General features: G+C 64.6%; 13 protein-coding genes. 5 read left to right on the top strand and 8 right to left on the bottom strand.

All coding sequences use genetic code 11. From position 1 onward, the window contains the following. Positions 1–65 precede the first annotated feature (65 nt). Positions 66–986 (top strand): LysR family transcriptional regulator, encoded by a 921-nt coding sequence (locus RMR04_RS22145; protein WP_311910567.1) that lies wholly within the window; start codon positions 66–68, stop codon positions 984–986. A gap of 20 nt (positions 987–1006) precedes the next feature. Here RMR04_RS22145 and RMR04_RS22140 read toward each other — a convergent pair whose 3' ends face one another. The 6 genes from RMR04_RS22140 to RMR04_RS22115 form a co-directional block, all read right to left on the bottom strand. Further along, positions 1007–1591 carry a hypothetical protein gene (locus RMR04_RS22140; protein ID WP_311910566.1) on the bottom strand — a complete coding sequence of 195 codons (585 nt, stop codon included), beginning with the start codon at positions 1589–1591 and terminating at the stop codon, positions 1007–1009. Positions 1592–1611: 20 nt separating this feature from the next. Next, positions 1612–2517, bottom strand: coding sequence for a YcxB family protein (locus RMR04_RS22135; protein ID WP_311910565.1), 906 nt, complete (start codon positions 2515–2517; stop codon positions 1612–1614). Then, complete coding sequence (locus RMR04_RS22130; RefSeq protein ID WP_311910564.1) at positions 2409–2837, bottom strand: hypothetical protein; 429 nt, start codon at positions 2835–2837, stop codon at positions 2409–2411. The genes RMR04_RS22135 and RMR04_RS22130 overlap by 109 nt, the downstream gene beginning before the upstream one ends. 19 nt (positions 2838–2856) lie before the next feature. Further along, on the bottom strand, positions 2857–3114 hold the full coding sequence (locus tag RMR04_RS22125) for an exodeoxyribonuclease VII small subunit (RefSeq protein ID WP_311910563.1): 258 nt from the start codon (positions 3112–3114) through the stop codon (positions 2857–2859). A gap of 446 nt (positions 3115–3560) precedes the next feature. Continuing rightward, a complete protein-coding gene (locus tag RMR04_RS22120) occupies positions 3561–4025 on the bottom strand; it encodes an Lrp/AsnC family transcriptional regulator (RefSeq protein WP_069690296.1) in 465 nt (154 codons plus the stop codon). Between the two features lie 160 nt (positions 4026–4185). After that, a complete protein-coding gene (locus tag RMR04_RS22115; protein ID WP_311910562.1) occupies positions 4186–4698 on the bottom strand; it encodes a tyrosine phosphatase family protein in 513 nt (170 codons plus the stop codon). Positions 4699–4988: 290 nt separating this feature from the next. Here RMR04_RS22115 and RMR04_RS22110 point away from each other — a divergent pair, with 290 nt between their 5' ends. Then, positions 4989–5549 (top strand): thioesterase family protein, encoded by a 561-nt coding sequence (locus tag RMR04_RS22110; RefSeq protein ID WP_311910561.1) that lies wholly within the window; start codon positions 4989–4991, stop codon positions 5547–5549. Positions 5550–5819: 270 nt separating this feature from the next. Here the strand turns inward: RMR04_RS22110 and RMR04_RS22105 are convergent, their stop codons facing one another. Further along, a complete protein-coding gene (locus RMR04_RS22105) occupies positions 5820–9404 on the bottom strand; it encodes a hybrid sensor histidine kinase/response regulator (RefSeq protein ID WP_311910560.1) in 3585 nt (1194 codons plus the stop codon). A gap of 1422 nt (positions 9405–10826) precedes the next feature. On the opposite strand from RMR04_RS22105, the gene RMR04_RS32145 reads away from it, so the two are divergent. Beyond that, the gene (locus RMR04_RS32145) at positions 10827–11147 is read left to right on the top strand and encodes a hypothetical protein (protein WP_410492282.1); all 321 of its coding nucleotides are present in this window, start codon (positions 10827–10829) and stop codon (positions 11145–11147) included. A 164-nt stretch (positions 11148–11311) separates the two neighbouring features. Here the strand turns inward: RMR04_RS32145 and RMR04_RS22100 are convergent, their stop codons facing one another. Beyond that, the gene (locus RMR04_RS22100; protein ID WP_311910559.1) at positions 11312–11653 is read right to left on the bottom strand and encodes a hypothetical protein; all 342 of its coding nucleotides are present in this window, start codon (positions 11651–11653) and stop codon (positions 11312–11314) included. 775 nt (positions 11654–12428) lie between these two features. Between RMR04_RS22100 and mscL the strand changes: the two genes are divergently transcribed. Both mscL and RMR04_RS22090 read left to right on the top strand, forming a co-directional pair. Next, the gene (gene mscL / locus RMR04_RS22095) at positions 12429–12848 is read left to right on the top strand and encodes a large conductance mechanosensitive channel protein MscL (RefSeq protein ID WP_311910558.1); all 420 of its coding nucleotides are present in this window, start codon (positions 12429–12431) and stop codon (positions 12846–12848) included. A 122-nt stretch (positions 12849–12970) separates the two neighbouring features. Continuing rightward, a complete protein-coding gene (locus RMR04_RS22090) occupies positions 12971–14164 on the top strand; it encodes a pyridoxal phosphate-dependent aminotransferase (protein WP_311910557.1) in 1194 nt (397 codons plus the stop codon). The last annotated feature ends 126 nt before the right edge of the window (positions 14165–14290 follow it).

Below are 14290 nucleotides of genomic sequence, written 5' to 3'. Positions count from 1 at the left end.
CGGGAGAATGCTGCGCGCCAGAAAATCATTCCAATGGATGATTTATATATCATATCATCCATCACATGAATTTACGTGCCGTCGATCTCAACCTGCTCGTCATCCTCGATGCGCTGCTCGATGAGGCTCATGTCTCGCGGGCTGCGGAGCGTCTCGGCCTGTCGCAACCGGCGGCATCGAGCGCGCTCGAGCGCTGCCGCCAGCTCTTCGGCGACAGGCTGCTGGAGCGCGGCACTGGCGGCATGGTGCTGACGCCGAAGGCCCAGGCGCTGGCGCAGCCGGTCAAGCATGTGCTGGCCGGCATGGCGGCGCTGTTACAGCAGCAGGAGCCCGACCTGTCGACGATCCGGCAGACGGTGCGCATCGTCATGGCCGATCTTCCCGCCGTCGCGATCGCTCCCCCGCTACAGGCGCATCTGGTTAAGACGGCGCCTGGCATCACGCTCGCCATCATGCCCTGGCATAGCGCGAGCGCTGCGCTCGAAGGACTGGCGCGGGGCACGATCGATCTCGCGGTCTCGGTCTTTCCCACGGTCGAGGCCGATTTCACGCGCCAGGAGCTGCTGCGCGAGACCTATCTCGTTGCGATGCGCAAGGGGCACCCGGCGGCTGCCGATTTCGCTCCCGATCGCTGGCTGGCTTATCCGCATGTGCTGGTCTCGGGGCGCGGCGAGACCCATGGCGCGCTGGACGAAGCCCTGGCGCGGCTCGGGCGCACGCGCCATGTCGGCATGGTCGTGCCGAGCTTCCTGATGGTGCCGTCGCTGCTCGCGGGCTCGGACATGATCGCGCTGCTGCCGAGCCGCTGCCTGCCGCTCTCCGGCCGGGAGAGCCTCATCGCATTGCCGCCGCCGATCGCGGTCGAGGGCTTCCCGCTGCACATCGCCTGGCACAGGCGCCGCGCCCGCGATCCTGCGGTCCAGCATGTCGCGCGATTGGTGGAGGAACTGGTCGTCGGCCTGCCGACAGGGGCCGGTGCTGGTTAGATCGAGGCTGTCCTGCCCTACTACAGGGCGGCGGACTTCGCCGCATCAGACCTCAGGCTCATCAGCAACTCCTGGCCGCCCTGGTGGCGGATCTCGCCGGTTTCGCAGGTCTTGCAGGTGGCTCCGAGATAAGTCCCGTCGATGACGGTCTCGGCGAAATAGCCGGATTTGTAATTGTGTCGCGCATCGGTCTCGACGACGTACCAGTCGCGTTCGCCGATGCGCCGGATGGCGAGGTCCTGGCGGATCTCGGCGTCCTTGCTGGTGCTCTTGAGCACGCTCTTCAGGCGGGCATAGCGGGTGAGCGGGGATTCGTAGAGGTCGGCGAGGCGGGCCGCGTCGTTTGCGCCCGCCACCGCTTTGGCGCGCAGCACGAAGGTGCAGGTTTCCTGCGTATGCTTGCAGGCGCGCGTTTCGCAGACGAGATGCACGCGCCTGCGGCCGGTCGCGTCGAAGGGGGCGTCGCCGGCCTCGTCCAGGCGCCAGTCCTCGGGGAGGGTGAGCTGGAGCCCGTCATCCATGCGCAGCACGCGCTCCTGCGCGCCGGCCGGCAGCGCGGAGAGGGTGAGGCCTGCGGCAATGACGGATGCGGCGAGAACCTTCATGACGTGTCCCTCCTGTCGCATTACGCCCGCTGAACATGGCGGGAGCACAACGCCTCGAAGCGTTCGGCCTGCGCCGGATCCAGGGCGCGCCGCGGCACGATCAGCGTCGAGCCCCGGCTGATCCGCACCAGCCAATGCTCCGGACGGCGCGCGAGGCCGATCACGCCCGGCCATTTGACAAAGGTCGTGGCGGCGCCTTTGAACGTGAGGATGCCGCTGTCGTCCACCATGAAGCGGTTCGGCGTTTTGCGCGTGCTCTTATACAGCATGGCGCCCGAGTGACCGGCGAACCAGCGCATCAGCGGCCTGTCGAACGCCAGCCGCAGCGCCGCCAGCACACCGAAGGCCAGCGCGGGTTTCCAGAAGAAGCTGGGGAACAGGGCCCAGAAGATCGGCAGGGACAGCGAGACCGGCAGCCGCTCCGTATCCAGTGCCCACGCCGCGATGGTGAGAATCGGCACTGCCAGGCTCGCCAGCAGCCAGTTGCGGATGATGCCCCATTGGCGCGAGCGGCGCAGCGCGGGCAGATCCTGGTACCAGGCGACATGGGCGGCCCAGTCCTTCGGCTCCATGACGACCTCGAAGCTGAGGGCATTCTCGGGCGGAGCCGGCGGCTCCGGCAGCAGCTGGGTTACGCCGATCCGCTGTTCCAGCCACCTGCGCAGGGTGTCGATCTGGCCGGCGGAAATGGCCCGCTTCGGCAGCGCGACCGTTTCCTCCTGCGACGGCAGCACGAAGAAGAGGTGATCGCGCCCCTCATCCAGCCTGGAGATCTGGCTCCACGGCGTGACGCTCTCGCGCTGCGGTTCCCGCGTCGTCAGCCCGTCGGCTTCGATGACGTAGTGCAGCAGGATCGGCGTCTCGAAGCCGGCGGCCCGCAGGGCCTTTGCATGAGCCGCCGCATCCGCCAGGGATGGATCAGCCACCACAGCACGACCCCCGCCGAGATGACGAGCAGCAGGTAGAAGGGAATGTCACCGATGAAGATCGCCATGAAATCGCCGAGCTGCGCGAAGCTCAACGGACTGCGAGCGGGGCGCCAGCCGGCGAAGGCGCCGAGGATGGCGAAGAACCACAGGCTCGGCAGGCCGATGGTCAGCAGGCGCCGGCGGTTGGGCCGGATCAGCGGGGCGTTGGCGAGCAGGGAGGCTTCGGTGACGTCCGCGAATGTCAGCTGCGTCTCGAAGGCGAGAGGCAGCGTCAGCACCGGCGCGGGCCTTACCGCGATCTTTGGAACCCCGGTCATCCCCCGAAGCTGCCCGCGCTCAGTTTCCGACGTCGAGCGGCGCGGTCCCGGTCGGCTTGCCGTCGGCGCCCAGCGTGATCTTCTCGATGCGCGCCTCGGCTTGCTTCAGCAGCGCGTCGCAGCGCGCCTTCAGGGCCTCGCCGCGCGTGTAGATGTCGATCGATTCCTCAAGCGGCACGTCGCCGCGCTCGAGCTTGGCGACGATCGCTTCGAGTTCCTTGAGCGCCGCCTCGAAGGGCAGGGCAGCGATGTCTGGGTTCTGCTTGGCTTCGGTCACTGGCCTGATTCCTCTTTGCGGCAAGCTTATCAGCCGGACAGCCGCCTGCCGCAACCCGCTTGAATACCCGCAGCCCTCATCCTGAGGAGCCGCGCAGCGGCGTCTCGAAGGATGCTTCAGATGGTTCGTGAGCCTCCTGGAGCATCCTTCGAGACGCCATTTCCTGGGGAATGGCTCCTCAGAGGCTGGCCGATAATGTGGTCAATTGTTTCAGCGGGTTGGAGTTTCGTACCGAAATGCGCCGTCATCCCGGGCGACCGCAGGGAGACCCGGGATCCATGCCTGAACCTCTCGCGATAGGCGTTCCGGCGTGGATCCCGGGTCTGCGCTTCGCTCCGCCCGGGATGACGGCGCGGTTGTCGTTGAGGGCTATGCCTTTGAAAATAAAGACGTCGCTATCGGCCAGTCTCTCAGGATGAGAGCTCCGGGATGTTCTTGGAGCAGCGTCACACCGGCAGCGCCGAACTCTTCTTGATGGTGCGCAGCGTCAGCGTCGATTGCACGCGGGTGACGCCCGGCAATTGCGTGATGATGTCGGTGTGGATGCGCTCGAAATCGGCGCTGTCGCGGTAGATCACGCGCATCAGATAATCATGCGCGCCGGCGAGCAGATGGCATTCCAGGATCTCGGGCAGGTTCTGCACCGCCTGCTCGAAACCTTCGAGCGAGGCACGGCCCTGCTGGTCGAGCGTGACGAAGACGAAGGCGGTTCCGGGAAAGCCGGCGATCTTGTCGTCGAGCAGCATCGCATAGCCGCGGATCAGCCCGCTCTCCTCGAGCTGGCGAACCCGGCGCAGGCAGGCCGAGGGCGACAGATGCACCTTTTCCGCAAGGTCGGAATTGGTGATCCGCCCGTCCATCTGCAGGATGCGCAGGATGGAGCGGTCGCGGGAATCGAGTTCGATCGTCATGGCGCTGGCAAAACCCCTCTTGCCGGATGCATTGTCGCAAAATCCGGCGGGCGCAAGCAATATTCTGCGTCGGAACGTAAAAATCGCGCCGTGTTCGACGACAGCTTAGCTGCGGTCCGCACGATGCTGCCGGTCCCGAGGGCCGGATTTCGCCTGCCTTTCAGGCCAGGGCGAGCTGAAACGGCGTGCCTTCAAAGGCATCCTCGCCCCGGCCGATCCGCTCGATTGCGGCGCTCATCCGGCCGTCGCGCCTAAGCATCCCGTCGGCGATGGCGACGAGCCGTGCATTGGGCGTCGCCGAGGGCGAGGCGGCGCGCAAGGCGGTGGCGATCTCCTCCTCATTGCGCCCCGGCCCGAGCGCGCAGGCGGCGATGAAGGCGGCGGCCGTCGAGCGGCTGATTCCGGCCCAGCAATGGATCACCAGCGGCGCCGCGCGGTCCCATTCGCTGACGAAGCCCAGGAAGCGCTCGGCATGTGCCTCGGCCGGCACGATGTGCCCGTCCATGGGGGCGACGATGTCGGACATGCCGAGGAAGAGATGGCGCTCCGGCGCGATGCCGGCGGGCCGCTCGACCACTGTGTTGATGTTGATCAGCGTCACCACATGGCTGGCGCGCACGGTCGCCACGGTCTCATGGAGCCGCGACAGTGAGGAGACGTGCAAGGTCGGCATGCCGAGGGTCCTGTCGGTCGCAAGAGCCGGATGATTTCAGATGAGATCACTAAGTGATCCGATCTGAGATCTGAATCCGTCTCTCATCCAAGAGTTAGAGCAGGATCAATTGCGAAAAACCCGTTCCCACTTTTTCGCATCCTGCTCTAGGGGCGGGGGCGAGCGCCCGCGAATTCGCAAGCATCCTATCGACACGGAGCATGAGCCGATGTCGAGGGTGTAGCCAAGCGGGATCTGGTCACATATGCGCAAATGTTTACAAGTGAACTATCGTCAATCGGGACGCCGTCATGAATCTCTGGTTCCGCCTGCTCTGGCTTCTCGCGACCACGGCGTTCCGCCCGAAGCTCAAGCCGTTGGAGGCGCCCTCGCTGCTGGCCTTCCGGGTCTGGCCGCTTGATCTCGACACCAGCCTGCACATGAATAATGGCCGGTACTGGACCCTGATGGATCTCGGCCGCACCGACCTGATGCTGCGCACCGGCTTGTGGCGCGCGGTGCTGCGCCATCGCTGGGTGCCGGTGGTGAATGCGGGCACCATCCGGTTCCGCCGGGAATTGCGATTGTTCAAGCCCTTCCGGCTTGAGACGGCGATCCTGTGCTGGAGCGATAGCTGGCTGGTGATGCAGCATCGCGTGCTGAGCCGGGCGCGTGACGGCAGCGAGATCGTTGCAGCCGTCGCGCTCGTCCGCGCCGCGCTCTACGACCGCACCAGCAAGAGCTATGTGCCCGTCGCGACGCTGATGGCGGAGATCGGCGTCGGGGCGACGAGCCCGGAGCCGAGTCCAGAGGTCGCAGCCTTCCTGGCCTCGGAAGAGGCGATGCGGCAGGCGGGCTCCTCGGGGCGCTGAGCGTATGATCGCTTCCCAGAGCCCTGCCTGAAATGAACCCGACGATGTCTCTGGCACTGCTGTGTCCATCTACGCGCCGTCATCCTGGGCGAAGCGAAGCTTCGGCCCGGGATCCATCGTAGAGTTCCGGAGCCCTCCGATGGATCCCGGATCTGCGCGGCTGCGCCGCTTGTCCAGGATGACGGCGTGGGTACGGCAAGCACTCAGAAATCTTCGATAGCGCTTGGTCCATGCCAGCACGGCCTCTCAGGATGAGGGCCGGGTTTCCAGCTACTCCGCCGCCAGCCGCGTCGCTCGCCACTGCGCCAGGAGCGCGCGCAGGGCGGCGGGCTTCAGCGGCTTGTTCAGCAGGTGGACATCGAGCGCGGCGGCCGCCTCGCGCACCTGCGGTGTGCGGTCGGCCGTCAGCAGGATCGCGGGCATGGCGGCGCTGCTGCGCTGGCGCAGCGTGCTGATCGCGGTCAGCCCGTTGCCATGATCGAGATGGTAGTCGGCGATCAGCACGTCGGGGTCGCCATGCGCGCGTAGCGACAGCTGGGCCTCCTCGACGCTGGCCGCGATCGTGACCGTGCAGCCCCAGCCGCCGAGCAACTGCTTCATGCCGTCGAGGATCGCCGGTTCATTGTCGAGCACCAGCAGCTTCAGCCCGGCGAGCTGGCCTGCCGGCGCATGGCGCGGCGCGGCGCTGGTCGACATCGCCGGCAGCGGCGAGGCGCGCGGCACCAGAACCGAGAAGCGCGTGCCGCGTCCCGGCGTCGAGACCAGCGTCAGCCTGTGGTCGAGCGTGCGCGCGATGCGCTGGACGATGGAGAGGCCAAGCCCCAGGCCGCGCGCTACCTTCGCCCCCTGGTCGAGCCGCTGGAACTCGCGGAACACCGTCTTCTGCTTGCTTTGCGGGATGCCGAGGCCGGTATCGAGCACCTCGACCGAAACCTGCGCGCCGCGCCGCCGGCAGCCGACCACGATCTTGCCGTTGGGTGTGTATTTGATCGCGTTCGAGACTAGGTTCTGCAGCAGGCGGCGCAGCAAGCGCCGGTCCGAGCGTAGCGCCAGCGCCGTCGGCATGAAGACGAGCTTCAAGCCCTTCTCCTGCGCGCTCGGCTCGAATTCGCGCTGGAGCTGGCGCATCAATTCGTCGACGCGGAAGGCCGTGAGCTCGGGTTTCAAGGCACCGCCGTCGAGCCGCGAGATCTCGAGCAGCGCGGTCAGGATTTCCTCGACCGCGTCGAGCGAAGCATCGATGTTCTCGGCGAGGTCGGGACTGCCGGCGGCGCGGTCGCGCTCGACCAGCGAGGTGGCGTAGAGTCTCGCCGCATTCAGCGGCTGCAGGATGTCGTGGCTCGCGGCGGCGAGAAAGCGGGTCTTCGAGGCGTTGGCTTCGTCGGCCTCGGCCTTGGCGCGCTGCAATTCGGTATTGACCCGCAGGATCTCCTCGGTGCGCTCGGCGACGCGGCGCTCCAGGGTCTCGTTGGTGCGCTCGAGCTCCTCATGCGCCTGCACTTCCTGGGTGATGTCGGTATAGGTCGTGACCAGGCCGCCATCGGGCAGCGGGTTGGAGCGGATTTCGATGACCTTCTTGGACGGGTAGAGCTTGAGCCGCACCGGCTCGCGATCCCTGACGAAGCTCTCCAGCCGCGCCGCCATCAACTCGTCCTGCTGGCCGTCGCCATAGGCGCCGCGCGCCGCATTGTAGCGCACGACCTCGTCGAGCCCGGTGCCGAAGCGCACCAGCGAGGGCGGCAGGTCGTAGAGCTGGATGAAGGCCTGGTTCCAGGCGAGCAGGCGCAGGTTCCGGTCGAGCACGGTGATGCCCTGGCCGGCATGGTCGAGCCCGTGCTGGAGGATGTCGCGGTTGTATTGCAGCGCGGCCGAAGCGTCGTCGAGCAGCTTGAAGGCGGCTTCCGTCGAGAGGTTGCGCCGCCGCAGCAGGAGCGACAGCACGAGGCGCGAGGAGGCAGCGCCGATCGCCGAGGAGAGCAGATGCTCGCCGAAGCGCAGCATATGGATATCGGCTTCGCGATTGGCGTTGGGGGCCTCGCCGCGTCCGCTCGCAAACCCCTCGAAGGCGCGCTGCGTCCGCTCCTGGCCGAGATAGCGGCCGATGGTCGATTGCAACTCGGCCTCCGTGACGCTGGAGCGCCAGAGTGAGAAGGATTGCGCCATCGTCGCCTTGTCGGACTCGACGAAGGCGTTGGCCTGCAGCCGCTCCATCGCATTGGCGGGTCGCAGCAGCGAGAAGCCGACATAGGCGAGGATGTTGAGGCCCAGGCTCCAGACCACGCCATGCGGCAAAGCCGGCAGATCGAGCCCCAGCAGCGCTTCCGGCCGCAGCGCCGCGATGCCGTATGGCCCTTCAGTGACCAGCGCCTCCCAGAGGCTGCCGGGATGAGCGAGGCTCGGCAGCAGGAGCGTATAGGTCCAGGCCAGGATGCCGATGGTCAGGCCCGCCGCGGCGCCGAGCGCCGTGCCGCGCCGCCAGACCAGCCCGCCGAAGAAGGCCGGCGCAATCTGCGCCGTCGCCGCGAAGGAGAGCAGTCCGATCGAGACCAGGGCGGCCTCGCCGGCGACGCGGTAATAGGCATAGCCGAGCAGGATCACGAGCAGGATCGCGGCGCGGCGAATGATCACCACCTGCGAGCCGAGATCGCCGCCCGTCGTGCCGTTGCTGTTGCTGCTGCCGCCGCGCTGCGCGGTCAGCATCGCCATCGACCTGGCAGGGTCGCTCAGGCCGCCGCGCCCGCGCAGCAGCAGCGGCATGACGAGGTGGTTCGAGATCATGATGGCGAGCGCGACCGAGGCGACGATCACCATCGCGGTCGCGGCCGAGAGCCCGCCGACGAAGACGATCAGCGCGAGCAGGCTGGCCTCGCTCTGCAGCGGCAGCAGCAGCACGGTCATGTCGCGGTCGATATCGGCGCCCGGCATCAGCACTTCGCCGGCCATCGCCAAGGGCAGCACGAAGAGATTGATCAGGATGAGGTAGAGCGGAAACATCCAGGCCGCGCGGCGGACGTCGCGGGCGTCGCGGTTCTCGACGATCGTCATGTGGAACTGCCGCGCCAGCAGCAGCGCGGCGCAGGAGGAGAGCAGGGTCAGGGTCAGAAAGGTCGGCCAGCTCGAGGTCCGCTCCCAGAGCGGCGGCGCGCCGTTGGGCAGCCGCGCCGCCTTGGCGAGGAGATCGCCGGCACCGTCGAACAGACCGTAGACGATGAAGACGCCGAGCACGAGGAAGGCGACGAGCTTGATCAGCGACTCCACCGCGATCGCGATGACGAGGCCGTCCTGGTGCTCGGTGGCATCGATATGGCGCGTGCCGAAGGCGCAGGCGAAGCCCGCCAGCACCATCGCCACCAGGAAGGCGAGGTCGTTCAGGACCGGAACGTCAGGCGTCAGGGCATGGCCGCCGGTCGCGATCAGGAAGACCGACAGGGAATTCGCCACCGCCTTGAGCTGGAGCGCGATATAGGGCAGCGCGCCGATGACCGCGACGATGCAGACCAGGGCCGCCACACGCTCGCTCTTGCCGTAGCGCGCGCCGACGAAATCGGCGATCGAGGTGATGTTCTGCGATTTGGCGATCTCGACGATGCGCGCGACGAAGCGGTGGCCGAAGCCGATCACCAGGATCGGCCCGACATAGATGCCCAGGAAGTCGAAGCCGGCCCGGTTGGCGAAGCCGACGGAGCCGTAGAAGGTCCAGGAGGTGCAATAGACGCCGAGCGCCAGCGCATAGATCGTCGCGCGCGCCCGGCCGGTGATCAGCCTGTGCCCGGAGGTGTCGGCGATATGGGCGACCGCAAACAGGCCGCACAGATAGGCCAGCGCCACCAGGATCACGGACCAAGCGGGGATCATTGCGCCTCCAGCGCCGCAATTCGGCGTTGCGCAACCTAACCTCGCAGCGTGCCCCTCGCCATAGCGCTTTCGGCGCGGCTGTCGGGCCGGACTGGCCAGGGGCTGATGATGTTGGCCCCCCGCGCGAACCGCATGAACACGGTGGTGTTCGTCATGGTCGGGCTTGTCCCGACCAGCCACGTCTTCGTCGGGCGAAGGCGGTGTTCAAGAGGTGGATGCTCGCCACAAGGGCGGGAGTTCACCAAGACCGACACGCGATCCCGGCGATAATTCAGGTCCGTTCTTCAGGCGGGCGGCGTTGCCTGCTTTCGACCCATAGCGGACTAGCTCAAGAAAGGCATGGCTTCGCGAGGGCGATGCTCGGGCGGTCAAAAGCGATAACTTCAACAATGGTGTTAAGGCCGCCAATCAAGAAATGGCGAAGTCGATGCGCTTGAGATACCTGACCCATTATACCTAGATTTATTTCATTTAGGTATGGACTGCGATCAATCTCGTAGGCAAAAGCCGGCTGAACGCCCTCGTCGTGTCGTATACGCCAATAATAATATATCTCGCCCTCGTCTTGAGATCTAAAACTCGTGATATTTTCGAAAATGACCCATAGACTTGAATCACGACGAACCGAATATTCGATTATCAGCCTCCATCCCGTCGCGCCTCCGTATGATATGTTTATGATGTCGCCAATGTCCGATGGCGTATCGCCCCATGGGACTAGAGCATTCAATTCCACGATTGGCGAAAAACCCGACACTCGGTGTTCGCTGTCGTCATCCATGCGTACCCCACATGAGAAAGTCTTTTGGGGCGCGGGAGATAGCATGCTGGAAGCGCAATGTCTGTTTCCGACCCGTTGCGGACGTCCGAGCAGTCTTCTAGGAGTAGTACTCGCTACCGCTGGTTCGGCGGTAGATCGGTGGCGAGATGTCAGAGAACCTAAAGGCGCTTTTGGACTGCTTATCTGAGATCAACGCTGGGGCCAGTCTAACAAACCCCGAGATTCTAAAGCGCTTTGATGCGTTGATGGCCCCGGTCAACGAACTGCGTAAGCAATTCGAGCGCGAGCGTGCCCATCAGCGCTTCGTCTCGCAAGCTCCTTGCCCGCTTTGCAGCGGTACCGTCACCTATGAGTATCGTGCGCCGCTCGTGGGAAGCATGAAATGCGATACGCCGGGATGCATCAAAATACATCTATAGCGCTCGGCCGATTGAGCCGGCCGCTCTCGACCCGTTGCGGACATCACCAATTGGCTATCGAAGCGACAAAAAGCGATCCGGGTATCGTCTGAGATTTACGCGAGGCGAGACGTGCAGACGCCAACCTTTGAGGAGCTGAGATCACTTGTCGCGGAGCACGCATCTCCGTGCGACGTTTGCACCCTGCATGGTGAGACCCGGGTGGTTCACGATCTGGGGATAATGGGAGATGATTTCCCGGAGCTTCTGCTAGAGATCAATCGCCGTTATGGGACCGATTTTTCCGATCTGCGTTGGACAGATTACGCCCCCAGTGAGGGTGAGCTTCTAACCCTTTTGCCGATGAAGCGGCGAATTCTCGCCCGATGTCGACCAATAACACTAGCGCAGTTGCATGCAGCAATTACCGCTGGACGCTGGGCCGAGGACAAAGATTGGCCCGAGCGGCGTTTCCCTGACCCTAGGCTGGTATATCTTGCAATGCTGTTAGGCATCATTGCTATCGGCGCCTTGCTACTCGCAGTGCGTTCACAGAGCCGATGACGACAGATTGTCTGGTCCGGTCCCGACCCTAAGCCGACGTCTTTGCGCAGCTGCACTTGTCGTAAGCCTCTTCCCAAAGGAGATGAAGCTTAAGTTCATCGGCCGATTGCTTGACGTATTTGAGAGATTGGCACAGCGACGGTTCAGCGAATTCCGCAGCAGCCTCAAGGATCATTCGCGATAATGCCCCCCTGCCGCAACCAGTCATGCAGTCGTGGAAGCGCTGTCAGGTCGTGACGTCGGGCCAGCCCCACCATTGCCTCTTCTTGAACGCTCTCGTTTTCGTCTTCCAAGCACCGATGGAGAGCAATAGTGACCTCCGCTACATCGACATCAGCGTGCGCGAGTAGGAAGGTTGCCCAATCGCGGTTGGACAGATCGCTGTCGCTTGTGTGATCCAGCAGTCTGCACAGGTTTGCGTCGGCAAACTCGCTTCCCGTGAGCGGGATCTCGCCATTGGCGGCCATGACGAGAAAGTCTGACGCGGGCTGGTAAAACTCCTTCATGAGTTCGGATCGTAGGCTAAGGCGCTTAATGAGCGCTTTCGACCCGTTGCAGAAGCCAGTGGTGGACGTCAATTTGGACGAATGCAGAATGTGCCTCACTTCAATCTTCGTGACGTAACCCTCGTTAATGAGAGTCACTCAGAGGAAATCCCGGGTGATGTGTTGGTCTTCCGCACACCCGATGACGCCTGCCGACACCTTGAAGATTGGTGGGTCCGAGACGGAGAGGGAACGGCTCTGACCGCAAACGGGGACCGATTATCACTCCTAACCACTGACCCTGTCTCCATTCGCTCACGAAGCCCCCATCCTGAGGGGGAGCGCCTTGTGCTCCTGTGGGTTTCGGCCTGTGCTGCCAGTGTTCGGGATGCTCGCGAGGATGCGGGGCCAACATCTGGGTCATTATGCGATCTTATCGCATACATTGGCTTCGAGCGCTGAGGTCCGCTTTCGACCCATAGCCGACATGCTCTGCTGCGGCCATCTGCCTTTTAGATGAATGCAGGGTAGCTTGGTCCGCTTTCGACCCACAGCTGCCCCCCAGAACGGCAGCTTTCCGGCTTTGTGTCGGTTGCGGTGGAGGCCTCGCCACAAGGGCGGCCATGACGAGTCGGAACGGCCTCGTGATCATGGAGCGGCCTCTAGGTATCTGTGCAGGCTGCAACTTTACGGCGAGCGGGGTCTTCTAACGCCCGCGCGACTCCGTTAGCGTTTCAGCTTCGGCACGGAGCTAACGCGCGCCGCGAGCAAGACAGCCACAAGAAGGGGGCAGACCATGCTTGAGGAATTCAAGAAATTCGCACTGAAGGGCAATGTCGTCGATCTCGCCATCGGCGTGATCATCGGCGCGGCTTTCGGCAAGATCGTCGATTCGCTGGTCAGCGACGTGATCATGCCTTTCATCGGGGCGCTTGGCGGCGTCGATTTCTCGAACTACTTCATCGGCCTCAACAAGGCCGTGACCTCTCCCATCCTCGTCGAGGCCAAGAAGCAGGGCGCGGTCTTCGCCTATGGTTCGTTCGTGACCGTGGCGATCAATTTCCTGATCATCGCCTTCGTGCTGTTCCTGGTCGTGCGGGGCATCAACAGGCTGCAGCGCACGAAGGCCACCGAGCCGGCGCCGCCCGCTCCCCCGGCCGAGGATATCGTCCTGCTCGCCGAAATCCGCGACCTCTTGAAGAAGAAGTCGGCCTGACAATGCTTCGATCGGTCGCGGCGATTCATCACCGCGACCGATCGACCTGATCTCGCGATTTCATGCTTGCCCGCGCCGCTATCGGCTAAAGGAAAGCGGGTCACTTTCGCGAGGTTCAGCTTATGACCACCACGACGTTGCCGGGCGCCAGCCTGATCGCCGATCTGAGGCCCGAAGCCCGCAACGCGCCCGAGAGCGGCATCGTCGAGGTGGTCAATCACGGCCGCCTCAAGCAGGGCTTGATCCCGCTCTGGGTCGGCGAGGGCGACCTTCCGACGCCCGATTTCATCGCGCGCGCCGCCAACAAGTCGCTGGCCGATGGCGAGACATTCTACACCTGGCAGCGTGGCATCCCCGAATTGCGCGAGGCGCTCGCCCGCTACCACACCGCGCTTTACGGCCAGCCCTTCTCCTCCGACCGCTTCTTCGTCACCGGCTCGGGCATGCAGTCGGTCCAGATCGCGGTCCGCATGATCGCCGGCCCCGGCGACGAACTGGTGATCCCGACCCCGGCCTGGCCGAACTTCGCCGCCGCGATCGGCATCGCCGGCGCCAAGGCCGTCTGCGTGCCGATGGATCTGGAGCATGGCCGCTTCAATCTCGATCTCGACAAGCTCGCCGCCGCGATCACGCCCAGGACCCGCGCTCTGGTGATCAACTCGCCGGCCAACCCCACCGGCTGGACCGCGACGAAGGCGGAGATGGGCGCGCTGCTTGCGCTCGCCCGCAAGCACGGCATCTGGATCATCGCCGACGAGATCTATGCCCGCTTCGTCTATGACGGCTCCCCGCGCGCCGCCTCGTTCCATGACGTGATGGAGCCCGACGACCGCGTCCTCTTCGTCCAGACCTTCTCGAAGAACTGGGCCATGACCGGCTGGCGCGTCGGCTGGATCGAGGCGCCCGCTGCGCTCGGCCAGGTCATCGAGAACCTGATCCAGTATTCGACCTCGGGCTCGCCGGTTTTCGTCCAGCGCGCGGCAATCGCCGCGCTCGAGGAGGGCGAACCCTTCGTCGCGCAGCAGATCGCGCGTGCCGCCGAAGGCCGCAAGATCATCTCCGAGGGCTTGCTGGCGACCAACCGGGTCTCGCTCGCGGCGCCCGATGGCGCCTTCTATCAGTTCTTCAGCGTCGATGGCCGCAGCGACTCGCGGGCGCTGGCGATCGAATTGGTCGACAAGGCCAATGTCGGCCTCGCGCCGGGAACCGCTTTCGGCCCGGGCGGCGAGACCGGCTTGCGGCTCTGCTTCGCGCGCAAGGCGTCCGACCTCGTCGAGGTCGTGGCGCGGCTCCAGACGGCGCTCGCCGCGCGCTAGTGCCGGATGATGTCAGACGGGGTCATGTCGTGATCCCGTCGGAAATCTGAATCCGTCTCTCATCCCAGGAGTGAGAGCAGGATGTGAAAAACCGGTTCCCACTTTTTCGCATCCTGCTCTTGCGCC

Source organism: Bosea sp. 685, assembly GCF_031884435.1.
Taxonomy (GTDB): Bacteria; Pseudomonadota; Alphaproteobacteria; order Rhizobiales; family Beijerinckiaceae; genus Allobosea.
This window is presented reverse-complemented; position numbering and strand designations above follow the sequence as displayed.